This window comes from Gracilibacillus alcaliphilus (assembly GCF_016909015.1).
Taxonomy (GTDB): domain Bacteria; phylum Bacillota; class Bacilli; order Bacillales; family Amphibacillaceae; genus Gracilibacillus; species Gracilibacillus alcaliphilus.
In genome coordinates this window covers 104,934-129,189 of record NZ_JAFBFA010000007.1, presented here as the reverse complement: position 1 = coordinate 129,189, position 24,256 = coordinate 104,934, and the positions used below count along the sequence as shown (strand labels likewise).

22 protein-coding genes are annotated in these 24,256 nt (G+C 38.7%); 6 read left to right on the top strand and 16 right to left on the bottom strand.

Translation table 11 applies throughout. The features are described 5' to 3' along the window. Positions 1–163 precede the first annotated feature (163 nt). From JOD18_RS07870 to JOD18_RS07795, 16 genes are all read right to left on the bottom strand, one after another. A complete protein-coding gene (locus tag JOD18_RS07870) occupies positions 164–1,531 on the bottom strand; it encodes a type VII secretion protein EssB/YukC (RefSeq protein WP_204668406.1) in 1,368 nt (455 codons plus the stop codon). A 21-nt stretch (positions 1,532–1,552) separates the two neighbouring features. Then, positions 1,553–2,353, bottom strand: coding sequence for a serine/threonine protein kinase (locus tag JOD18_RS07865; RefSeq protein ID WP_204668405.1), 801 nt, complete (start codon positions 2,351–2,353; stop codon positions 1,553–1,555). Between the two features lie 176 nt (positions 2,354–2,529). Continuing rightward, complete coding sequence (locus JOD18_RS07860) at positions 2,530–3,399, bottom strand: PP2C family protein-serine/threonine phosphatase (RefSeq protein ID WP_204668404.1); 870 nt, start codon at positions 3,397–3,399, stop codon at positions 2,530–2,532. Then, a complete protein-coding gene (locus tag JOD18_RS07855; protein ID WP_204668403.1) occupies positions 3,396–4,838 on the bottom strand; it encodes a DUF6382 domain-containing protein in 1,443 nt (480 codons plus the stop codon). The genes JOD18_RS07860 and JOD18_RS07855 overlap by 4 nt, the downstream gene beginning before the upstream one ends. 51 nt (positions 4,839–4,889) lie before the next feature. Then, positions 4,890–5,408 (bottom strand): A24 family peptidase, encoded by a 519-nt coding sequence (locus tag JOD18_RS07850; protein WP_204668402.1) that lies wholly within the window; start codon positions 5,406–5,408, stop codon positions 4,890–4,892. A gap of 17 nt (positions 5,409–5,425) precedes the next feature. Beyond that, positions 5,426–6,019, bottom strand: coding sequence for a TadE/TadG family type IV pilus assembly protein (locus tag JOD18_RS07845; protein ID WP_204668401.1), 594 nt, complete (start codon positions 6,017–6,019; stop codon positions 5,426–5,428). Between the two features lie 297 nt (positions 6,020–6,316). Continuing rightward, complete coding sequence (locus JOD18_RS07840; RefSeq protein WP_204668400.1) at positions 6,317–6,907, bottom strand: DUF4352 domain-containing protein; 591 nt, start codon at positions 6,905–6,907, stop codon at positions 6,317–6,319. 16 nt (positions 6,908–6,923) lie between these two features. Continuing rightward, positions 6,924–9,131 (bottom strand): hypothetical protein, encoded by a 2,208-nt coding sequence (locus JOD18_RS07835; RefSeq protein ID WP_204668399.1) that lies wholly within the window; start codon positions 9,129–9,131, stop codon positions 6,924–6,926. Continuing rightward, on the bottom strand, positions 9,088–9,711 hold the full coding sequence (locus JOD18_RS07830; RefSeq protein ID WP_204668398.1) for a TadE/TadG family type IV pilus assembly protein: 624 nt from the start codon (positions 9,709–9,711) through the stop codon (positions 9,088–9,090). Before JOD18_RS07830 ends, JOD18_RS07835 begins: the two co-directional genes overlap by 44 nt. A gap of 51 nt (positions 9,712–9,762) precedes the next feature. Further along, entirely contained in the window at positions 9,763–10,416 is a 654-nt protein-coding gene (locus JOD18_RS07825) for a DUF4352 domain-containing protein (protein ID WP_204668397.1), read from the bottom strand. Positions 10,417–10,534: 118 nt separating this feature from the next. Further along, positions 10,535–10,711, bottom strand: a complete 177-nt coding sequence (locus JOD18_RS07820; protein ID WP_204668396.1) for a Flp1 family type IVb pilin — start codon at positions 10,709–10,711, stop codon at positions 10,535–10,537. A 25-nt stretch (positions 10,712–10,736) separates the two neighbouring features. Beyond that, positions 10,737–11,603 (bottom strand): type II secretion system F family protein, encoded by an 867-nt coding sequence (locus JOD18_RS07815; RefSeq protein WP_204668395.1) that lies wholly within the window; start codon positions 11,601–11,603, stop codon positions 10,737–10,739. A 22-nt stretch (positions 11,604–11,625) separates the two neighbouring features. Then, a complete protein-coding gene (locus JOD18_RS07810; RefSeq protein WP_204668394.1) occupies positions 11,626–12,555 on the bottom strand; it encodes a type II secretion system F family protein in 930 nt (309 codons plus the stop codon). An 18-nt stretch (positions 12,556–12,573) separates the two neighbouring features. Next, positions 12,574–13,761, bottom strand: a complete 1,188-nt coding sequence (locus tag JOD18_RS07805) for a TadA family conjugal transfer-associated ATPase (RefSeq protein WP_204668436.1) — start codon at positions 13,759–13,761, stop codon at positions 12,574–12,576. Between the two features lie 106 nt (positions 13,762–13,867). Continuing rightward, the gene (locus JOD18_RS07800) at positions 13,868–14,968 is read right to left on the bottom strand and encodes an AAA family ATPase (RefSeq protein WP_204668393.1); all 1,101 of its coding nucleotides are present in this window, start codon (positions 14,966–14,968) and stop codon (positions 13,868–13,870) included. Positions 14,969–15,472: 504 nt separating this feature from the next. Then, positions 15,473–16,330, bottom strand: coding sequence for a glycerophosphodiester phosphodiesterase (locus tag JOD18_RS07795; RefSeq protein WP_204668392.1), 858 nt, complete (start codon positions 16,328–16,330; stop codon positions 15,473–15,475). Positions 16,331–16,576: 246 nt separating this feature from the next. On the opposite strand from JOD18_RS07795, the gene JOD18_RS07790 reads away from it, so the two are divergent. The 6 genes from JOD18_RS07790 to JOD18_RS07765 all read left to right on the top strand — a co-directional run bounded on the left by JOD18_RS07790 (position 16,577) and on the right by JOD18_RS07765 (position 23,986). After that, complete coding sequence (locus tag JOD18_RS07790) at positions 16,577–18,124, top strand: spore germination protein (protein ID WP_204668391.1); 1,548 nt, start codon at positions 16,577–16,579, stop codon at positions 18,122–18,124. Positions 18,125–18,151: 27 nt separating this feature from the next. Further along, positions 18,152–19,366: a Ger(x)C family spore germination protein gene (locus JOD18_RS07785; RefSeq protein ID WP_204668390.1), complete on the top strand. Its 1,215-nt coding sequence runs from the start codon at positions 18,152–18,154 to the stop codon at positions 19,364–19,366. Between the two features lie 441 nt (positions 19,367–19,807). Next, positions 19,808–20,899 (top strand): GerAB/ArcD/ProY family transporter, encoded by a 1,092-nt coding sequence (locus JOD18_RS07780; protein WP_204668389.1) that lies wholly within the window; start codon positions 19,808–19,810, stop codon positions 20,897–20,899. 281 nt (positions 20,900–21,180) lie between these two features. Then, positions 21,181–21,918, top strand: coding sequence for a mechanosensitive ion channel family protein (locus JOD18_RS07775; protein ID WP_204668388.1), 738 nt, complete (start codon positions 21,181–21,183; stop codon positions 21,916–21,918). A gap of 109 nt (positions 21,919–22,027) precedes the next feature. Further along, positions 22,028–22,678, top strand: a complete 651-nt coding sequence (locus JOD18_RS07770; protein ID WP_204668387.1) for an SDR family oxidoreductase — start codon at positions 22,028–22,030, stop codon at positions 22,676–22,678. Positions 22,679–22,921: 243 nt separating this feature from the next. Continuing rightward, complete coding sequence (locus JOD18_RS07765; protein WP_204668386.1) at positions 22,922–23,986, top strand: PQQ-dependent sugar dehydrogenase; 1,065 nt, start codon at positions 22,922–22,924, stop codon at positions 23,984–23,986. The last annotated feature ends 270 nt before the right edge of the window (positions 23,987–24,256 follow it).

The following is a 24,256-nucleotide window of genomic DNA, read 5'->3' as shown; positions in this document are numbered from 1 at the left end:
GCCTCGGCTTATAAAGCCTTACCATAGTAACTTACTATAAACCTTGGTATGATATGCTGTGAGTTCCCCAACTCACACTTACATTATACAACATTATCTTGGTAAACACAACCATATTTTTCCCAATTAATCACAAAAAAACGATGCCTCTCGACACCGTCTCTCAACTATCTTTAATCTTCTTAATCTGCTTATCTATCTTCTTGATTTCATCTTCTTTTTTATCTTTTTTCATCTTCTTCGATTGAACTTCTTTCTTTTGGAGTTCCAAACTGTCTACTTGAAGATTCTTGTTGTTTAGCTCTTTACCAAGTTTCATTGCTTCTTTATGATTATTTTTTTCTAGATAACTTCTGGCAGCAAGGTATTTGGCACGATCGTTATCAGAAATAGTACCATAAATATCGATAATACGGTCAAAGTCTTTGTTAATCCAGGCCTGTTCGATCTCTACTTCTGGAGCATCAGACTCGATATCGAGGATGGCCTGCTGTGCTTCCTCTCCCTCGATAGACCTTAATTCATTAACTACCCTTATATGAGAAGAAGGATCCATTTGGCTTGCCTTTGTCAGACTATCGACTGTGCCTAGTTTGATATATTGGTCTATTAAAGTTTGTTGTGCTTCTTCATCTAACTGTTCCATGCTTTCAAAACTGGCAATGGCTTCCTCTACTTCTCCTGTTGCTGCGAAGTGATAACCTTCTATTATTTTACCATTATTGGCAATTTCCGCCTCTAAGGCTTCTTTTTCTTTTATTAGTTCTTCTTGTTGCTGCTGTTGTTGATTGGCTGCTGTAGTAGTGGCCTCTGACATTGGCACTACCTTAATTGCATAAAGCAACAACATACCTGCCACCATGCCAAGCACTAGTCCTGTAGGTACTAGAATCTTTGGTTTAAAAAACTTTTGCAGTTTCTCTTTTGATGAGTTGTCACTTTTGGAAGGGTTGTCTGCTGTTTGAGGCTGGCTGATAATCGTTCTTAATTGTTTGATCGTAGCAGCCTGTTGTATTGCTTTCATAAACGGTTGGTCTTGTGCCCATTTATCAATATTGCTATGTACCTCTTCGTAACGCCTTCCATTGAAAAGTCCAATAATAACTGGTTTGACTTCTTCCACCACTTGTTGTTTCGTTAACTCATCAGTTGTTAGGACAAAACGAATTCCACGTTGTGCAAAACGCACATCCCCTTGTTCATTGACATAAATATTATCTGGATGAATCCGTGTCGTATATTGGGTGCCGACAATTTTTTCTACCTCTAGAATCTGCATTGCTATTTTACATTTCATTTCATGATTATTAGTTGTAAAATGAGATAATGCCTTATATCCTTGCGGCTTCTGATAATAAATGCGTACAATATCTTCTTCTACTGCATATCTTTGACAATTAAAGAAAAGGTCATCTTTCCTGTTCAGTTCATCTAATTGTTCTACATCCATTATATTAGTTTGCGATTTCGGGATCTCATAAACGATTTGATCGCCCGTTTCCTTAATAAAACCACCTTGATCTCCATTCATGCTGCTCACCTCCATGACATATTATCGAATTAGATCTTTTATTCGCTCTCTATATGGCTTTTTGACTCTAGTCAGCGCAGAGATCACTTTCTCGATATCGGAAAAACGTTTGGCTGGGTCGGTCGATGTAAGCTTCATGACTATATTGGCAAATGGCTTTGGAAGCTGTTCACAGAGAATGATTTCATGGTCACTTGTATAAATATTCTCACCATTGCTTGCTAAATAAAATAATACTGCCCCTAATGAAAACAAGTCAGAACGAAGGTCTACCACACCATTTTCAAACTGTTCCGGAGCAGCATAACCTATAGTGCCTAATGCACTAATCTGTCCTGCTTGTTCGATTGTGGCAGATGTGCCAAAGTCCACTAGATATACCTGTTGCTCTTCCGTAAGCAATATGTTAGACGGTTTAATATCTCGAATAACGATTGCTGGTGTATGCTGGTGAAAAGCCCGGATAATCAAAGCTAATTGCTTCGCTAAATCTAGTATTTCCTCCCAAGTAAATATTCTGCCTGTTGTAATGATATCAGAGAGGTTATCGGCTGTTAATTTCTCGATGATGATCGCTTGATAGTATTGATTCACCGTCAGTTTATCGTACAGCTTCGGAATGCGCTCATGATTAACTGCAGCTAAGATAGCCGCCTCATTCTCTATTTGATTGTTCAATAGAGTGTCAGGACTCTTTACCACTTTTAACAAGGCTTGCCCGCCATGGGGCAGTCTGACATCATATAACAAAGATGTGCCGCCTTCTGCTGCATAATCGACAATCTCATATTTTTGCTGAATCACCTCATGCTTCTTCCACATCATTATTCCCCAGTTCTATGATAAAGTGTGACTTCCATCTGAGGTGATCTTTCCCACAGACGGTTAGTGAAACTTACCAAGGGATTAGCGACTATTATCTACCCTCAACCACTACTATTCCAATGAAAAAGAGCTACAGACGCTTAGCCCGTGATCTAGTGTGACTCCTGTCAGTTTTATTCCTTGTCTGGATCCATATTGCGCGGGAAGTGAACCGTTAGAATGGTCGCATCATCGCTATGTTTCTTTGCTTTCGTTAAGTCATAAAAATGAGCCGTCACATTCTCCATTGATTGTTGTTGTTCTAGCTGAGCCGTCCATTCCCGGCTCAATTCTTTATCAGTAAATAAAGTATGAAAACCATCTGTACACAGTAAAAAGTAATCAACCGCAGTAAACATGCCGGAAGCAGTATACGGTTCTACCTCACCTTTTATACCCATGCATTGCGTTAAATAATGAGCTTTGTCATGTGCATGTGCCTCTTCCGTTGTCATCAAACCGTTCTCAACCTGCATAGAAGCATAAGAATGATCAACGGTTAACTGAAGAAAGGTCTTCTCTTTATTTAAATCAATCGTATCACCATTTGGTTCTTCCAGCTCAGTAATGTTGGCACGATATCGATATATTCGGCTGTCACCTATGTGACAGATAAAGTATTGATCTTCCACAAATAAGATTACACTTAAGGTAGTACCAATTTCTTTCTTTTCTAATTTACCAATTTCAATTAAGCGATCATTAATCTCATGAAAAAGATTAATCAGTTTCTCTTTGCATACTGATAAAAATTGTGTTGGATCATCATTCATCCATATCGTACTGTGCCACCATTTCAGGACATAATCAACAGCGAAATAACTGGCAGCATTGCCCAAAGAATGACCACCCATCCCATCGGCAATCACCACCAAATGCACTTTTTGTCCAGACGTTAAGCGATCACTAGAGCAGCCAAACGCGTCTTGATTTTGTCTCTCAGCGCCAGGCGTTAAGCTGAATTTTCCTATCTTCATGACATCTTTTACCTCTGTGCTATTCATTCGGACACCTTGTATGTGTAAGCCATTTTACCAATTTGAATGGTATCATCATTCGATAACTCATAAATCTTATAAGGAATAATCTTCTCATTATTAATATAGGTTCCATTTTTGGCTCCCAGATCTTTAATGCCATAGGTATCAGATAATTTGACAAACTCCACATGCAAACGGGAAATCCCTACCCCTTTTTCCATAAAGTCGGTCCCCTTCTCCGCGCGTCCGATCACAAAATTATCCTTATCCAATTGAATTTCTTCCATGACCCCGTCACGATCAATGGTCAGATAATTTCTGATTTTCTTCTTAGCTTTCTGCGGAATCATTTCTTTTTCGTCCAACAAGGTGGTTTGATCATTATTTTCCGTCAAGTTTTCTTCTGGAGAGGATGTTTGATCAAACTGAGTAAACTTCTGTTCTGGTACTGGCTGACTATCTGCCATTGCCAGAGCTGGTATTGCTTCAGCGGTTTGCGACTCTGTTGCTGGTCCTGTTTTTGCTGCTGGTTTGTCTTTACGTAAAGACAATTGCTTGGCAGGCTTGCTTTTCACTTTTACCTCCTTTTCTGTAATAATCGGCTCAACACCTGGTCTCCAAACAAACCAGAATACATATACCCCAGCAATAATAGCAAGGGATAACACAATAGAAACGATCAACATAGCGGTACTGCCAGAATCCAAATACAACTTCCATACAGAGGCTAATAATAATACACCAATCAAAATAGAATAGGTCTTCATCTTACTAGCCAGAGGAGGCAATTTGCGCACCTTTTTGATCTTGGTAATTTCTTTTGGCTGCTGAGAAGACTCTCCCCGCTCGTCTGTCTCTTCTTCTTGATTTTGGTTTCCCTGCCTTTGCAGTTGACTCAATAATTGTTTAATACCATGCAGACTGAAACCAGGATCTTTAACATAATTTAGAATCGTCTTGAACTGTGTACCATTCAAACCTTTCACTTCGCCTGCTATATTTAACAGTAATTTCTTTAGACTTTCGTAAATAGGCTGCTGGTTATTAATTTCTTTTAGCGGAACATACATCAGGTAAACCTGATGATAACCCTCACCAATATAGATATATTCTTCATCCAGCACAAAACGATCTTCACTTAACATATTATTATTCGAATCTTGTAAGGCTTGAATAATATTAATAAATAAAGCATAGTAATTTTGCATAGAAAGCGGACGTTCTTTGGCAAAAGGACGTAACTTGCGCAACCCTTCTGTCTTATAAAATACCGTAATTTCATCATTTATTTCTTCCAGACTCATAGGCAGCAGTCTGGGAATATCATTCGATTGAATCATCTTTAACTGCAACTCTTGAAAATCAGTTGCCGCAAATCCTTTTTCACTTGTTTGTTTCAGCTTCATATAGCCACCATTAGATTCCAAGTGGTCTACATGATATAGCTCCAGTAGGTTAGACACGAGCTATCCCTCCTTTATTCGATACTTTGTTCTCTGATTCTATTAAGCTTCTTACGCAATATACATATAATAAAATGCAGTGATCACACCTGGAACAACCGCATAAATAAACGGAAATCGATTGGATACCTTATTTTTAAATTCATCTAATGGAGTTAATGACCGCTTTTGCATACTTTCCTTAATATGTACTACAGCCAACAGCATATTAATAAAAATTGTTTTAGTGAATAATAAAATAATAATTCCAATAATACCGGCAAAAATAATCGAATACATAATCGCATATAAGGTGTATAGCACTCCGGTGATTGCTCCAATAGCAGCAAATAATTTCACATCACCAGCACCTATTGCCTTAAATATATATAACACAAGCATGATTCCACCGCCAACCAATAACCCAAACACGGACTGCAATAAACCGTCTATTTGATAAACAAATAGATGATAAAGGATACCTGCCAGTGTTCCCACTACATTCAGCCAATTAGGAATCCGGTGTTTACGGATATCATAATAAGCTACTACTAGTAGAAAGATAATTAATATAATAAAATGTCCCTGCAATGCTTAGCCCACCTTCCTTAACCAGTTCCAACCCAGCCGCGTTCCACTGCCACTTTCTTAATTTTGATCTCTTTCTCAAAGAAAGGAAGCACCATTTGCATCGTATTCTCTGCTTCAATCTTTACATTTGCAGCCTCTCCACTGGTACCATGCGGAAAAGAAGAATTGGTGACACGAACATTGTCCGGGCTAAAAAAACCAGAAGAAAACACACTATTTCTATACTTTTCTTGTACGATTTTTTGGTACATACTGTCAGAGAAATGGTTAAGCGCGTCCCCAGATGTTGGAATAACATCCTTTCCAATACTACCTAATTTTTGTAATACATAGTCAGCAACTTCATTATTCCCCAGCTTATTTGAAGCCTGATCTGTCAGTGAATCTACAAATCCATCTGTTTGTTTTTTGATTTGACCTTGTGCTAACATTGCCAAATAAGAATAGTGTGATACAGACTGAGCTGTCTCATTGACCGCTTCTTGCAAAGCCATCTCTGCCACCGATATTTTGACCAAAGAGGTAAGAAACAGAATAAAAGTTAATAAAATGGGGATGATTAAAGCTGCCTCCAATGTAATACTTCCATTATCCCTTTTTATAAATTCCATCAGTATGCCCCCTCTCTTTTGTTGTGTTATAACCCTTAATCTAGTTTAGTGCAACGATTTGAATCTCATAGTTTGTATGGAGAAAAAATCATAGGTATACATGTCATCAATCGTTTTTTCTATTTTATACATATCTGTAAAACCGGCTCTTCATTGTTAATATGGTAAGATTCACAAATGTCAATATTTACATTATCAGATGGATCATAATCTGTGCAGACAACTTCTTATGCTTTGGTGATTGCTAAGATACCAGCGGAGGAGGAAATTACTTCTCCTCCCCTGGTTTTGCTGTAATTATTGTTCTGGATTCGGTAGTTCGAAATGTGTTTCTGTATCGGATGTAAACTCATATTTCAATAAAAAGGCATCCGCATAATCGGTTGTCGTCATGTAAACCAAATGTCCTTCCACTTCTTCGCCTGGAGCTAACTCTTCATCTCCTTCTGGAAAGAATTCATCATAAGATGTGTGTCCACCGTCTTCATCAATACCTGAGAAATTAGCAGAAAACATTTGATTTGGAACATAGCTCTCGTCACTAATATTTTTGATTGTAATGTCTACTACCGCAAATACATCTTCTTCAAGAGCCCCGGAAAGATAATCATCAATCGTGCTGCCATCCACTTCTTTTGTTAATTGAAAATCATTAACGGTTACTTCATAGTCAAACTCATATAGATCACTAGTAATCACCGCTGTTTCTCCAATTTGATATACTTTTTTCTGATCTGCATCATCCGAAGTATCTGTGTCTGTCTCCGTATCTTCATTTTCAGTAGTTGTATCCGTATTTTCTTCTCCGGTGTTTTCTGTCGTGTCTCCATCATCACTACAGGCCACTAACAGCAAACCTGCAAATAACAAAACAAGTAATTTTTTCATTTGTTCATCCTCCTGACTAGTAGGTATATACTTTTCGTTTATCAAACACATAATAGCTGCCTTCTACATTGCCTGGCAACACCTCCGCCAACTGTGGAATAAACCATAGCTTCAATCTGCCCTGTACATTTCCTTCAATGTATGACGGGCTGCTGTTGAGGTTGACACCAGTTTCTTTCGTTACCACTGCCTGCAACCTTCTCATCTTCTCATTATTATAGGTTTCTCCAGTAGACTTCATGGCCATCATGATGCGCAAGAACATTGGCATATTCGTTGGAACACCTTTACCTCCAAATGCCTTAAATGGATTCCATTGCAATCTATCTTTTGTAGTAAGAGTATGCAAATCCGTAGCAGTGGTTGCCAGTGCCCCTGCTAAAGCCTTTAAGAAACCTAACGGGCCTGCAAATCCACCTTGCAAAGCTTGACCTATTAAGTTCCCTACGAATAAAATTAACGCAATATCCTTTAAAAACATAAAATAATTGATACCAGCAGTATTATAACCATAAGTAATATACTGTGCTTTTTTAGTAGAAAAAGCATAAGATTCTGCTTTAGTTAATTCATAAGGTCCCTTTGATCCATAATTTGCCATAATGTATTCATTCACATATAACTCATTACGAACCGATGTTGGAAAACCTTGGATAAAGGCAACAAATTCTTTAAATCGTTCAAAAGCATCGGTAATGAATTGTAAACGGCTGGGTTCTTCCGTATCTCCACCTTGACCTGTGGCTCCATCATATTCCGCGATAATCTGATCTAATTCTGCGTAAAGCTGATTATCACCCGATATTTGGTTCTTGATATCATTAATCTTATTCAGATCAGCCCACAATTCACCAAAACTGCTATCTGCTTTTTCCTCTTCTGCTTCTATATCTGTATTCTCTAAGGCTTTTTTGACCTTATCATATTTACTCATCTGAGTCTCGATTTTTTTGATTTGGTTCTTTTCCAATTTGGACAATTTACTGTTTAATTCTGTAATTACTCCATCAGCAAGTAGTTTATTACCTGCTTCAATTGCCACATGAAACGCTAAAAACAATTCGTAGACAGTTAAATTCCCCAGACTTTCAGTTGTAGGAGTTCCCTGTAATTGCTTATCAAAGCGAACACTTTCATAAATGTAGTCTTCATTCTCCAATATTTCTGTGAAAAAGTCATCATTTAAGGTAAACTCATCCAATTCGGAGGCCAATCCCTCGATTTCACCTATCAAATCCTTAATTTGATCATTATAATCTTTCGCTGAACCGCTGCTTGGGCTTTTTGGCGAACCATTCCTCCCAACCAGTGGTGGCGGAATATCTGCATGGTATATTGCCACATCAGCTATACCCTTAAAATGTTCTGGGTTCATTGCTGTTTCATAACTGTTAATCTCAGCTTGTTCATCTGAAGTTAGATCGTCTTCTTCCTCATCCTCTTGTTTTTCTTTCAATTCTTCATATCTATCCAAATAAAAGTACATCTGCTGGAAAGTGCTTATACTTTCTGGTATTTTTTCATCATCCGTGCTAACTGGCTTACCGATGATTTTATCTTCTATATCTTTTTTCACTATTCTGATATAAGGTTCTAACTGTTTAATAGCTTTATCAATTTCTGTATTCCGCTTCTTCATTAAATTTAGAATTTCTTCATAATTTTCTACTAATTTCTGTGCCTCTTCTACCTGTTCTTCATTTACATTCTGATTAGTTAGAAGTTCAAAGAGGTCATTCCCAATTTGTACAGGAGCTTGATATTTCATGCTTTCTACCACTTGATGACGAAATACATCATAATCAACTAGATTACGAGAGTTGTCAAAACTGGCTGTAGCACTTGTAATTGTAGGTCGGGAAAGATTTTGTGTTCCTGACAAATCAGCCCCCTCATAAAATTGATCATTCAAATATGTAGTAAAGTCTGCCCCCGCATCACTACCACCATAGGCGAATAAACCAACACCTGCCAGCTCTGAGCTAAATTGTGACATAGTAGAACGCAATGCAGTATCTATTGCACTATCAATTTGGCGTTCTGCACTAAGGATACGCAGTGTATCAATTAATAGTGCATTCAGCAAAAAGATTGGCAGGATAATCATAATAGCATAAATAGAGACAGAACCATTATCCTTAAAAAAAAGCCGTTTTATTTTTTTCCTCAAATCATTCACCTTATTCACCACCAAAGAACTTCTTAATGGAGTTAATTGCGTCACCTAAAGGACCATCTTTGCCAAACTCACTCCATAAGTACTTAGCGAAATTAGCAGTTCTAACTAATTCTGGGGTTTCGGTAACCACATGGCTGGATGATGCTTCTACCTTGCTGCCAATCATATTTTTCAAAAACGAAGGGATGAACAAGTTTGATGTAGCAGTCACTTCTACTTCACTATAGATGAGAATGTTATTGTAATCCACATCTATTGCAATAGAGCCATTGTATATCATCGCTCTATCCATCTTCCTCTCTATCAAGCTGTCTCCAGTAAACCCACTTAAATTAAAAAAACCTAAAATATCATTATCCGCTACACGCCAATATAAACCATCTCCACCATCCAAACCGGTGTAATTGGCTTTATCTATCTCACTCGTTTTGATATCTTTATGTGAACTGTTCCACGTATACGCCAGTTCATTTGATACCTTCTGTGCCATATAACTAGATGTGCCCAATTGAAAAATAATAATACAAAAAAACACACCTACCAGAGTAAATATCAGAAGAGCAGGAAAGACAAGGGTAGCTTCAATAGTAAAGCTCCCTCGTTCGTCTTTCAGAAAGGACTTCATTATGATTACTCCCTTCATTGCTGCAATTAATCAGTCACTAGTATTTCTGAATTAGTCGACTTCATCTGCACTAAATTGCCACTCTGCACGAGTGATAATCTGATCCGCCTCATGCCCATAAGTAAAACTATAGTTATCTGCTTCTTCCATTCGGAAAACATAGTCTCCTGTAACAGAATCACCAGGAGCTAATTCTCCATCCAGCAATTCTATATCAGAGACACCTTGCAATATATCTGCTTCCACAGGTGGCTTATACTCTTGAGAATCAAGTACTCCTATACCAGGTTCAAACATATCAGCCACTTCAAATGCTCTTTCATCAACATTTTCTACTGTTACGTTAACTATCATAAACTTATTACCGTAGGAAGGGACATTATCAAGTTCATCTTGAAAACTTACTTCATTTAAGGTCACTTCATACTTTAATTGGTCGGTGGAACTGACAACAGTTCCTGTATCACCTATACTTAACTCAAGCTGATGCTCTATATGCTCATCACTTGAGGCACCTTCATCTTCCTCTGTCTCGGCTTCCTCACCTGATTCAGGTGCCGTGGTCTCTTCCGACGTATCAGTCTCACTTTGTTCCGTCTCTGTTGGCTCAGGATCTTCCACTGGCTCCTCCTCATTAGAACAAGCTGCCAATAATAGACCCATGATAAACAATAATAGTAAGGTTATGTGTTTATATTTATTCATAAATATTTGTCCTCCCTAGAAAACAAATGGTTGGCAATGGTGATGGAAACGGATATACAGCCTCCATAAAACCATTGACCAACATATAGAGTTTAGAAGCACTTTCCCTCTGGTTTATTTAGTTCATAATTTCAGAATCGATATCATCAAATAATTGATTAGCCCATCCCATAATTCTGTCTTTGAACATAATAGCAATAACGATAAGCACAGATAAAATCAATAAGATTTCAATTGTCTCTAATCCTTCCTCGTCATTCCAGAAATTTTTGAAAAATGTTTGTAATTGATTCATTATCAATCTCTCCTTTTATTATTAATTAAAACACTGCTATTGCAGGATATATAACAATCAGAAGAACTGCGGCAAATATAAAGATGATCGGAAATACCAATTTAGATGAGGCTTCTTCACCTTTTATTCTTGTAACAGTTTTTCGTTTGTCCCATAATGATACAGATAATTCATTTAATGATTGCACTAGTAATGCCCCGCCTTTGCGGTAATTCATCATCACTGTTGTTGTAAAAATGGATACTTCTTGGATACCGCAGCGGTAATTGAGATCCTTCATCACCTCTTGAAAAGAGGTATTAGCGGACATCTTGTTCACTGCCTCGTTCAGTTCGAAATACAGCGGGGAATCAAAGATATGGTTCTTCTTTTGATCGACACTCTTTTTGATCGCTCCCTGAACGGTCTCGCCGGCATTTACCAGTAAAATAACTTTGTTGACGAATTCCGGCAGTTCGATAATAATGGAATCTTTCCGCTGTTTCACCTTCTTATCCAAATCTTTGACTAAGAAGACACTTACCACCACCATCAGGACAAAACCATAGATAAGATTGCTGTTGCCCCCATCGCTCGTCTCTACCAAAACAAAGGTAAAGAAAAGCATCAGATTGATTAAAGTAATCATTTTTGCTAAGTAAATCTTGGTGTAATCCCCTGACAGTTTACTGCCTCGCAGGATAATCATCTTCTGGTGGATCGAGTTAATCAATTTCGGCATCCGCTTATACAGATTCAATCTATCAATAATTCCAAAAGCAAACGGCGCCATGATTGGTAAGGTAATATCCTCTTTATATTGTTCAATAAAAGAGGCGTAGACCTTTCTATTGCTTAATACACCAAACAGTGTAATGACGATAATAACTAGAATAATAATTTTCAATGTCATAGTCGCTGCTCCTTTCCAGCCGCTAAACCTGGATATCCATGATTTTCTGACTGATTAATAAACTGCAGCCTACACAAATCAAGACGACGGTCATAATAACTGGACCAGGTGTGCCAAACTCATATAAAGGTGCCACAAAGTCTGGTGATGACATTTTTAGAAATAAGGTAATCCCTAATGGGGCGATCGCCATAATCTTAGACTCAAATTTCTTCTGAGAGACAAGGACCTTGATATCTTGCTGTATCTCAATTTTATCAGTAATAATATCAGCTGTTCGCTTGATAATCTCTACCAAATCCCCGCCTGTACGTTTACAAGTAATAAATACATCTGAGAAATTCTGAATATCATCAATATCAGACCTGTTCGCAAAATCGGCAATCGCTCGTTCGACGATTTCTCCATTCTCGATTCTCCGGTTAATCAGCTGAAATTCCTTAATAATATAGGTATCATCATCTGGATACAGCAGCTTCAAGTCCCTTAATACGTCTCGAAAGGCATTCTCAATCGATTGTCCTGCCGCTAAGGAAGAGGCAAGTGAGGAAATAGCTTCCTTAAATTGCAAACTCAGCTCATCCTTCCGCTTATTGCGCAAATCCTTTTTCTTAAATCTTGGATAGAAAACACCAAAACAGGCGGCTACCAGCGAAAGAATCATATTGTCATAAAACAAATAAGAAATTCCAAAGATCACTGCACCAGCAATAAGGGAATATTTCACTTTCTCTTTAAAGGTCATTTCGTAAACGGCGTAATCAATCAGTGTTTCGCCACCAATATTCCGCTTCCGAATCGCTTCAATGCTCTTCTCTCTTATTTCCCCTTCTCGCTTTTCTAGCTCACGCTCTAATTGTTTGTTCTTCCTGCTTTTGATCACACGCCGTCCCACTAGGACACCTAGTAGAATAACAACGACAATAGAGCCAATTATTTGTTCAATATTCATGATTGGACCTACTTTCTGTTACACTTTGGCAAACTGTTCTACCACATCATGCTTGCCTGCTAATTTCAATTTGTTAACAGCCTGTAGTGAATGATCTGTTTTCTTCAGTTTACCGATAATTTTGCCGCGGTAGTCTTCGCCTTCCTCTTCGAATTCATACAGAGGAGCGGTGACAATCTCTCCATTCTCCATTCCTAGAACTTCCGAGATTTGTACTACCCTTCTGGAGTGATCTCGAAATCTTGTCAAGTGGACCATAATGTCAATTGCGGAACTAATCTGTTTACGAATTACATCAAGCGGTAATTCGGCACCGCTTAACACCATTGTTTCCAAACGACTTAACATATCATTGATCGAGTTGGCGTGCCCTGTAGATAAAGAGCCATCATGACCAGTATTCATGGCTTGAAGCATATCTAATGCCTCAGCCCCGCGAACCTCACCGACAATAATTCTTGATGGTCTCATCCTTAATGACGCCTTGATTAAGTCACGGATCGTTACTTCTCCTTTGCCCTCGGTGTTTTTATTTCTTGTCTCTAAGCTAACCAAGTTCGGGATATTAACAATTTGCAATTCGGCAGAGTCTTCAATTGAAATCAATCGTTCATCTGTCGGAATAAAATTGGATAGGACATTCAAGAACGTCGTTTTCCCTGAACCTGTCCCCCCACCGATGAAAATATTGTATTTGGCCTCTACCAGCTGTTGCAGAAAATAGGCAACTTCTTTATCAAGGGCACCGAATTGAATGAGATCCTCAATCATTAGTGGTCGTTCTGGGAATTTACGGATGGTCATGGCAGGTCCCTTCAAGGCAATCGGCGGTAAGACGACATTCACACGCGAGCCGTCCTCCAACCTGGCATCGACAATCGGACTGGATTCATTTACGACCCGGTTTACCTTAGACACAATCGTCTGAATGGTATCCTCTAACTTCTGTCTATTTTCGAATTTCGCCTTGGCCTGTGAGACTTTACCATCTCGTTCAATAAAAATCTCCTCATGATTATTGATCATGATCTCTGTAATCGTGGGATCATCCAGGATAGGCTGTAATACTCCCAATCCGCGAAAGGCATGATACATTCTATCAACAATCCGCTTCATCATCTGTGATGTTAGCTGGTGTTCCTTTGCATACTCAATGACAGTATCTTCTACCATTTCCAGCAATTCTTCATTTGTAGTGGAATGCATAAAGTCTAACACTTCACGCAGTTTTTCAATTAATAACGCAGTGATCTCATCCTCTGTCTGTACTTGTGTTTCTTCGACTGACTGATCTGACTGCTTCACTTGATTACTAGCCTTCAACAAGTGACACCTCCATATTGATGTCTATGTCCTCTGCCACAGATTGAAACAGCTTCTCACCAATAAACGTATCTTCTAACATTTTGGTTTGTTCATTTGCCGTCAGCCACTGAGGCTGGAAAGGAATATGTGTCTCAATGCTGAAATTATAGTTATTAAATCCAGCAAAAGGATGTGAACCTACTTTATTCAAGACAAAGTGCAGTTTATTCTTATCGATCTGTTCATCCAGAACTCCTTGTTCCAGCTTATATTGTGATCTGGCAAAGCTGGTCTGGTCAGAGCTTAAGACCCATACCACCTCATCACTGACGCGCATTGCTGCCTGATTCCGGTCATGTAAGGAAGCGTCTAAATCAATGATAATATAGTCATAACTCTGTGAGTCCTTCAAGGCTTGAATCAGTAATTCTACTTCTTCAGTTGTGATATTTTCCATCTCTTCCAGTGAGACTGGCAAAGAGAAGTAATCAATATTAGTCAGACTGTCAGTAGATTTTAGTGATTCTACTTTAGCTACTAATTTGTCGACATTATTTCTCAGATAATAGAACACCTCAACAGAGGATCCCTTCTCCTCTTGAAAAAACAAATACGTGCTATGTATAGATTCCAAACTAAGATAGAAAGTTCGCTTCTCTTGTTGTGCTAAATATTTTGCCAAACAGAGTGACGTTAACGTTTTGCCTGATCCAGCACTACCGCTGTAGAAGCTGATCACCTTTTCCTTTTGTTTCCCAGTCATTAACTTGCTAACCTTATCATTTGTTTCGAAGTAAATAGCCAGTATTTGGGACAGCACTTCTTTTAAAGGCTGATATTTAAAGATACTTACTTCTTCATGACTGAAATCCTGACCATCAGCCAAACGAATAACAATATCAAAGTTAACACTATCTTCCTCTTCTATCGACTTATCTGTTAACAATATGTGCTGCTTTTGGTTGCGCACATTTTTATAGAATGCCTCTGCATCTGTATATATCTTTGCCGAAAACCTCATTCCATTCTCTGGATTCCTAATGTAGGTAGAAAAGTATTCGGCATAAGATAGATCAGACGTATAGAGTACGAGATTAATTTTATGCATCTTGCTCACCTTTTCCTGCTTTATCTTCTATTAAAGAGTACTAAATTTGTCACAAAATGATAAGCCCAAAACTCAAAAACAGTCGATTTTACCTAGTTATTCGTACGGTTTTTTATATTGAATTCGAGATATTTTACTATACTCCCCGATTAAAAAGGATTAAATACGAACTTTTTAAAATGAAAATAATATAATGTTCGTTAATTCGTATATTTTTCATTTTTCTAGATCATATTTTTGTAGCAATGTCCATGTTTTAAAAAAAGTTTCGAATAAGCAAAAAAGACCATTGGAATAATATGGTCTTTTTATAAGTCTATTTCCACGGGTTTTATTTCTTTGAAACGTCTGCATTTAACACAAGAATTACACATTTGTAGCCAAATTGTAACAATGAACAAACAAAATGTAATATAAAATAGTTGTCGAATATTCTCTAAAATAAAAATTTTCTTCTAATGTTAATATTCTCCACAAAATATAACTCACCCAAGAACAGTGTTTTTAGTCATAAACGAATGGAAATTCATACTGTTGCAACACTTCATTAAACCTATCAGGGTAATCGGTGAAAATACCGTCAATCCCCCATTCCATCAATTGTGCCATCTCCTCTGCTTGATTGACAGTATAGGCATGCACAGACAACCCCTCATCCTTAATATGGGCAATAAGGGCTGGAGTTAACGACTGGTATGCTACAGACACACCTACAGCATAATGCCTAATTGCTGCAAAATCAGCTTCTGACAGCTGTTTTTGGTTAATTAATTGAACAAGTGGGAGATGTGGTTGTTTCCGGTGTATATCTTCTAACACATGAGGATGGAAGGACTGTATCACTACTCTGCCCTGTTCCACTAGCTTATATTGCTGAATAAGAGGGATAAGACGATCAATGATATCTTCACTGTCCCCTTTTAATTCTAAATAATATAAAGTATCCGAAGGCAGATAAGTTAAAACCTCTTCTAATAATGGAATGGTTTCCCCACGGAATCGTTGATCCATCTTATCGGGGTACAACAGATTAAACCAACTGCCTGCATCTAATGTCTTCAATTCTTCGACACGTTTCTCCTGTACAAGCCCTTCGCCAGATGTTGTGCGGGATAGATCTTTATCATGGATAACGACTAATTGTCCATCAGCAGATAACTGTAGATCGAGTTCTATCGCATCCGCTCCCATCTGGCTGGCATATTGATAAGCGATCATCGTATGTTCCGGCGCATGACCAGAGGCTCCACGATGAGCAATATTAAGAGTGGCAGGAAGATCAAATCCTAGAGGAAACCACTCACTTATTAGGAACATAAAAAGAGGCAGTGCCATCCAGCCTATTCTGTTTTGATTATTCATTTCCAGTGCATCACTCCTTACAACTGTAACAAATTCTGTTTAACAAGTTATAACAAGGAAAATCCCTTGGTAGTTTTGCTTGAATTTCTTTTTTTAGCCTTTATTAGTAAACCCACTTTTGACTGAGTTATACCAAGAAAAGGCTGGCTAAATTTATAGATAAATGTATAAAGATGACCGATGTTACTCACACTAGTTTTAACTATTTCATGCATTACTAAATATGCTTTACTTGAGGGATACGCGATGAAACGAAGAACATGGAAACCAGTAAAACCAGCAAAAAAAGAAAACCAAGAAACACCAAAAGAAATCAAACCATTAGCAACAGACCTTAAGATCAACCAAGAAACGATTTCGCAATCATTAGGAAACAGCGCTGACATCGTGACTCGGGAATTTACCGTTAATCAAAAAAAAGTAATGATTATTTTTTTAGAGGCTTTAGTCAATAAAGATCATATTCAACACTATCTCATAGAACAAATTATCAATTTAGAATGGAAAACAGATGCTGTTTCCAATGATGAAATGTTTCAACAATTAAAGTCAGCCTCTATTTCCGCTTCAGAATTGAATGAAATCGATAATTTCCAAGATTTGCTAATGGATTTACTGGATGGAAACTCAATCCTATTACTGGATGAGTATCCCAAAGGTCTTTCTATCGAATCAAATGGTGTGAAAGAGCGTGGCGTCGAATCACCGACAACCCAACAAGTAGTTCGCGGACCAAAGGATTCCTTTACGGAAACACTTACTACCAATATTGGACTCGTACGAAAAAGATTAAAGGACCCTAACTTACGGTTAGAATCCCGAATACTTGGCCAAAAAACGCAAACAAAGGTAAGCCTGATCTATTTACACGGAGTGGCCTCCCCAGAAATTGTCGAAGAAGTCCGCCGGCGTATCGATCGTATTAATGTTGATTTTATTCTGGAGAGCGGCAACTTGGAGGAGTTAATTCAAGACAAAACCTACACACTATTTCCTACCGTATTTAATAGTGAACGCCCTGATGAAATCAGTGCAGGGATTCTTAAAGGAAAGATCGCTATTATGATCGACGGCACACCATTTGTACTCTTGGTACCTGCGTTATTTGTTGATTTCTTCCATTCCAGTGAAGACTACTATCAACGGAATGATATTTCTACCTTTATCCGTGGTTTACGATTTCTTGCCTTTTTCTTAGCTTTATTAACACCATCTACCTATATCGCTTTAACGACCTTTCACCCAGAAATGATCCCAACTATTCTGCTAGTCAGTTTAGCAGCTCAGCGAGAAGGAATTCCCTTTCCTGCTTTAGTGGAAGCATTAATGATGGAAATTACCTTTGAATTGCTACGTGAGGCAGGAATCAGGCTGCCGACCCCTATTGGTTCCGCTATTTCTATCGTTGGTGCCCTTGTTCTGGGGCAAGCAGCAGTTGATGCCGGGATTGTCTCTGCCACTATGGTTATTGTCGTATCATTAACGGCTATATGCAGCTTTATTTTTCCTAGCTACAGTTTGTCGATTAGTGTCAGATTATTGCGATTTGGTTTTATGATTGCAGCCGCAACCTTAGGCTTATTTGGAATTTTTGTTGGTATCTTGCTCCTAGCCCTTCACTTAACCAGCTTACGCTCATTTGGAATTCCTTATTTAGCACCTTTCGCACCGTTTATTCCACAGGATCAGGGGGACGCTGTTATCAGAAAACCAAAATGGGGGCTGGTCACGCGGCCAAGATTAGTCAACCAACGCGATATCCGCAGGGAAGATACACCTAAACCAAAGCCGTAATAGGCAATACAAGATGAGGGATTGTTTATGTTATCGTCAATCAAAAGTTTATGCCTGACCATCTGTTGTGTCTTGCTGGCCGGCTGCTGGAGTGCCAATGAGTTAACCGAGATCTCGTTAGCAACGGCGCTAGCCATTGATAAAGATGAAGATGGATATTTGGTCACGATCCAAGTAATAAATCCTAATGAGATAGCTGGAGAGAAAATGTCAAGAGGATCCTCGATTTCCTCCTATTCCGCTGTAGGGAAAACCTTGTTTGAAGCTGTACGGAAACTGACAGAAACTTCACCACGAAAGGTGAACCTAAGCCACCTGCAGCTGATCGTTTATGGAGAAGAAATGGCAAAGGAAGGGATAGGACCAACATTTGATTTTTTGGTTCGAGATCACGAACTCCGAACAGATTTTATTATGATCATCGCCCAAGGAATGCGTGGGAAAGAATTAATCTCGATCTTAACTCCATTAGAAAGGATTCCTGCAACTAAAATTAAGAACAGTTTAGAATCTTCTCAGGAATTTCTAGCTTCCACGAAAACTATCGAACTGCTTGAGTTAGTCGAAGATGTAGCAGCAGATGGAAAAGGCGCGGTTTTAAACGGAGTATCTGTAGAAGGAAATATTCAGGATGGCACACATGTAAAAAATGAAGAGAGCGGTGCAGCTCCAACTAAGATTCTGTTAAATGGTATCGGAGTATTTGAGAACGATCAATTAAAGGGATGGTTAACGGCAAAAGAAGGTGAAGGCTTCAATTTCATTATTGACAATATCCACAGTACCTCCATCCAGATTCCATGTGAGAAACAAGGCATATTAGCCTTGGAAGTAGTTGAAAATAAGACAGATCTAAAAGGGGAATGGAAAAATGGTAAGCCGCAGATCTCGATTAGTATTGAAACCTTGGTAAATATTGCTGACGCCGAGTGTGCTCAGGATTTTTCTGCAAAAGAAAATGTTCAAAAAGTTGAACAAGAAGCGGAAAAGAAGATCAAAAGCTTAGTCGAATTAAGCATTCAAACAGCAAAGGAATATGAAAGTGATATTTTTGGATTTGGTGAAGTCCTTAGACGTGAAAATCCAAAACAATGGGATAATATAAAGGATAATTGGGAACAGCATTTCCTGGAAACAGAGGCACAAATTGATGTAACGATAGAAATTAAAAACTCTGGTATGATTGCACAGCCAGTATATGATGAACCACCAGAAAAAAACCGGTCGGAAAGGTCGGATTAACCATGCTAAATGCCTCAAGCTTTTACATCATTTATATCTGTTTGTATTACATGTTGGTAAAGACAATAACAAAAAATAAGAGAGACCGTATCATTTGTCATATCATGATGATATGTAACCTGGCTCTCTTTACTTTATATTTTTTTGGTGTTCCCTTCCCTTATTTAGTCGATGTGCTTAGTTTCGTAACAAAGCCACTGTCTGAACCTCTCAAACATTGGCTTAACTCTTTTCCAAAACCATAAAGTGAGACTGCGATCAGTGGAAGGTTCTTATCCTAATGATTGGTAGCGAAACTTATCAGGAGTTAGCGTCCGTTATCTCTCATTTAAACCATTCTGTTTTACAGATGGTTGCATTGGAATAAAATAAGCCTTCCATATAGTAAGGATTTTTATTCTCTGTTGACGGTTAGCGAAATTGATCAGGAGGAACAGCTTCATGGTAGAAAAAATCAATGGTGTGCAATTTACAATTTTAGTTATTATGAATACACTTGGAGCAGCGATCATTTATATCCCAAGTATAGCTACTCGGTATGGCGCAGAAAACGGCTGGATCTCTATCTTTATCACAACACTTGCTGGCTTAGGTTTGATTTTAATTTATAATCGAATCCTTTCCTTTCATGATAAAGGGAATATATTTCAAATCATTGATTTTGCTGTTGGTAAATGGGTAGGTATTCTATTTAGCTTCATTCTACTGGGATATACTTTTTTTAATCTGTATTCTAATCTATGGGCGATTGGGGACTTTCTTACGATTCAAATCTTGATGGGAACCCCTTTTGAAGTCATTACATTCGTGATCATCGTAACGGTTGTTGTTGCTATCGTTTATGGTATAGAAGTGGTTGCCCGTACCGCTGAGCTTTTTTTCCCGTTTACCATGCTCTGCGCCTTCCTGTTAACTGTATTAGTCTTAAAAGATGCTGACTTCGAAAGGGTTTTACCTATCTTCCAGCATCAACGGCTAGCTACTGTCTCTGGAGCACTCCCCGTTCTTGGAATTACTTTCTTAGAACTGGTCATTCTGTTAGGCATCACACATACGGTTAATAGAAAAAAGACAGCACAAAGAGGTTTCCTTGTCGGCGGAGCCTTGGCTGGCTTCATCTTAATGACGATCACCTTCTCCAGTATTGTCGTATTAGGTGCAAAAGGAACAACCAATGCCACATATCCTGTATATGCACTTGGACAGCGGATTAATTTATTTGATTTTGTCGAACGTATCGAAATCATTGTTGCCTTTATTTGGTTTTTTACTATTTTTTTCAAAATGTGCGTATCATTTTATGTACTGGCCTTAGGTATTAAACACATTATCAAGTTGGAATCTTCTAAAAGTATTACTATCCCTATCGGTTTATTTACATTTTTTTCTGCTACCTTGGCTGCCCCAAATACATATGCTGTCCAAGAGTTTATCAATGATTCTTTGATTATTATCGCTATTTTGTCTGGATTTATTCTGCCTTGCATTCTGTTGATTGCATTACTCTTCAAAAAGAAAAAGCTCCGCGAGTAAAGGGGGCTACTGAGATTCAGGTCATTTTTCAGTGGCCTTTAATTCAATTCAATGAGAAAACCTTAGATCCCCCCGCTCCTATGTTTTTTCTCCTCTAAACACGTATCCATCAGTTAATACATCTGACAGACATATGCATTATCGTGTATGGAGGTATCTTATTAGGACTTCTATACCTTTTTATCATTTTTTTGTTGAATTTGAGCAGTGACTTATTTACATTATCTCTTTTTCAGTATACGCTATTACATGTAATCATAACAAAAGAGAGGATGATATAAATGGATTGGATTGAACTAGCACTGCCGATCGCAAAAAGCATTGCGTTAGCACTTATTATACTAATAGTAGGGTTGTTTATTATAAGGATACTCACCTCCCTTCTGGATAAACAACTAGAGAAGACAAAAATAGACAAAAGTCTCAAACCTTTTCTCATTTCGTTATGTAATGGTGTACTTAAAATACTGCTAATTTTATCTGTTATTAGCATATTAGGAGTACCTACCTCTTCTTTTGTCGCCATTATCGCTGCCTCTGGTTTTGCTATTGGTTTGGCATTCCAAGGCTCTTTAGCTAATTTCGCCGGCGGGGTGCTGCTGCTGACGCTTCGGCCATTTAATGTTGGTGATTATATCGAGGGCGGCGGATACGAAGGAACCGTGCGAGCGATTCAGATTCTCTATACTGAATTAATTACGCCTGATAATAAGGTTATCTTCATACCGAACGGCAGCTTGTCTAATGCCGGTATTGTCAATTTCTCAGCCAATGATAACCGCCGGGTGGACTTTACCTTTCAGGTAAGTAGTGAAGTAGAAGTGCATGAAGCCATCACGAAATTGCAGCAAATGGCAGCTGAACATCCCGGAGTCATGAAAAACCCCGCTCCTTTTGTCCGCTTATCCGGGCATGAAGAAGGAGCTAATGAATATACCGTACAAGTTTGGGTACAAAATGCAGATTACAATAGTGTATATTACGATCTGTTAGAACAAGAAACCGAACTATTTGCTTAATCCGTTTGGCTCCCCCAGAGACAAGCATCTCTGGGGAGCAAACGGATTATTTAACTTTTCCAAGTCTAGCCTTTACAATAAGATTAGATCTAAAGAAAGGGTGAAGGCTTTGAAAATTTTAGTAGTTGGTGCAAACGGACAAATTGGAAAACATCTAGTAAGATTGATCCAAGAAGATGACGGTTCACAAGCTAGAGCAGTGATTCGTAAAGAAGAGCAAGCGGATTTTTTCAAAGAGTTAGGTGCTGAAGTGGCCATTGTTGATCTGGAAGGCGAAATAGAAGAGATTGCCAAAGCTGCCGAAGATGTAGACGCTGTCGTATTCACAGCAGGTTCAGGTCCGAAAACAGGAAAAGACAAGACCCTTATGATTGACTTAGACGGTGCAGTCAAGACGATTCAGGCAGCCGAGCAGGCAAGTGTCAAACGCTTTATTATGATTAGTTCTTTCGACACCAGCCGTGAAGCCATTCAAGCAGCTTCCGAATCATTTGCCCCATATGTCGTTGCTAAACATTATGCTGACCAATGGCTGTTAACTACTGATTTGGATTACACGATTATCCACCCAGGTATGTTAACAAATGACCCTGGAACAAACCAAGTAGAGCTTGGGGAAGAGGTAGAAAGAGGCGAAGTCGCTCGAGAAGATATTGCAGCAACTATCCTTGCTACTCTAAAAACAGACTCTACGATCGGCAAGAGATTCCAAGTAGTTGCCGGAACAACACCAATTGAAGAGGCTGTTACATCTATTTAACAGCAATATTATCAAAAACTTGGCTCCAAACGACAGGGTCAAGTTTTTATATTATATCAAGGAAGCAAACACTACATGCAGAAAGAAATCGGCAGACATAAGGGCAACAATGACATACTCCAGCCCTTCCTTCCAACTAAAGATAACTGAACCAAACACCGCTTTATTCAACTAATGGGAAATTTCATTTTTGTGATTACATTATTTATGAATCGGGTATAGAGCAGGAAAGGAGGAACACGTATGCGTATCTACTTTCTTACACTGCTCAGCTTATTGTTAATTGGCTGTAACCCATTTTCTGCACCGGACAACACGCATGAAGCTTTAACCCCTCCCCCTTCTGAAAAAAACAAGGCAGAAAGCTTAGCAGATCAACTGAATACCCCTTGGACGATTGAAAAATCTGGCGACACGATCTATCTTACGGAACGCCCCGGCGCGATTGTGAAACTGGAAAATGGAGAAGTTACCAGACAACAACTTACACTAGAGAAAGAGGTTTCAACCAATTCTGAGGCCGGTTTGCTCGGTTTTATCTTAGCCCCTGATTTTCCGGAATCACAACTTGCGTATGCCTACTATACATACAATGAAGATGGACAAGCTTATAATCGGATTATCACTTTAAAGAATGAGGGCAATCTCTGGCAAGAGCAGGATATATTAATTGATCATATTCCTAGTGGTAATGTACATCACGGAGGTCGAATTGCTATTGGTCCTGATAATAAACTCTATGCGACCACTGGCGATGCTGCCCAGCCGGAATTGGCACAAGATATCCATTCATTAGCCGGGAAGATACTGCGCTTCAATCTGGATGGCTCAATCCCAGAGGATAATCCTTTTGATAATTCCTATGTATACAGTTATGGACACCGTAATCCGCAAGGTTTAGCTTGGTCTGAAGAACAGACATTATATGCTTCTGAACATGGCGACAATGCCAATGACGAGATTAATCAAATCGAGGCAGGGAATAACTATGGCTGGCCCATTATAGAAGGAACGGAAACACATACAGATATGGTTACACCATTGTTTACCTCTGGCAGTGATATCACTTGGGCACCGTCTGGAATGGCTTATTATCAAGGCAGTCTATATGTTGCCGCCTTACGTGGAGCAGCCATATTAGCCTTTCATCTAGAGGAACAAATACAGGATGCATTTATCGAGGATTACGGCAGAATACGTGATGTTTATATAGAGGGAGACGAACTCTATTTTATTACTAACAATACCGATGGGCGCGGCTCTGCCCAGACAAATGATGATCAACTGTACCTAATCAGACTGGATTAAAGGGTTAGCCAATTAGGATGCAAAAATCACCAGTAGACGAAAAGGACTGGTGATTTGCTCTATATTAGAGGATGGTGTTTTTTATAATGCATTAGCTTTCTTTAATGTAAAATTTGAAAGTGATGGTGGGATCGGTATTTCTAATATAATTTTTATATGCTTAACTTGGGGATGATTGTACCATATTAGGTGCAGCTTCTATCGGCTTTCCAACCTTTTAAGGCTGCTCGTGTTACGTTAAATTAATTGGTTACAATACTAGAAAGTCTC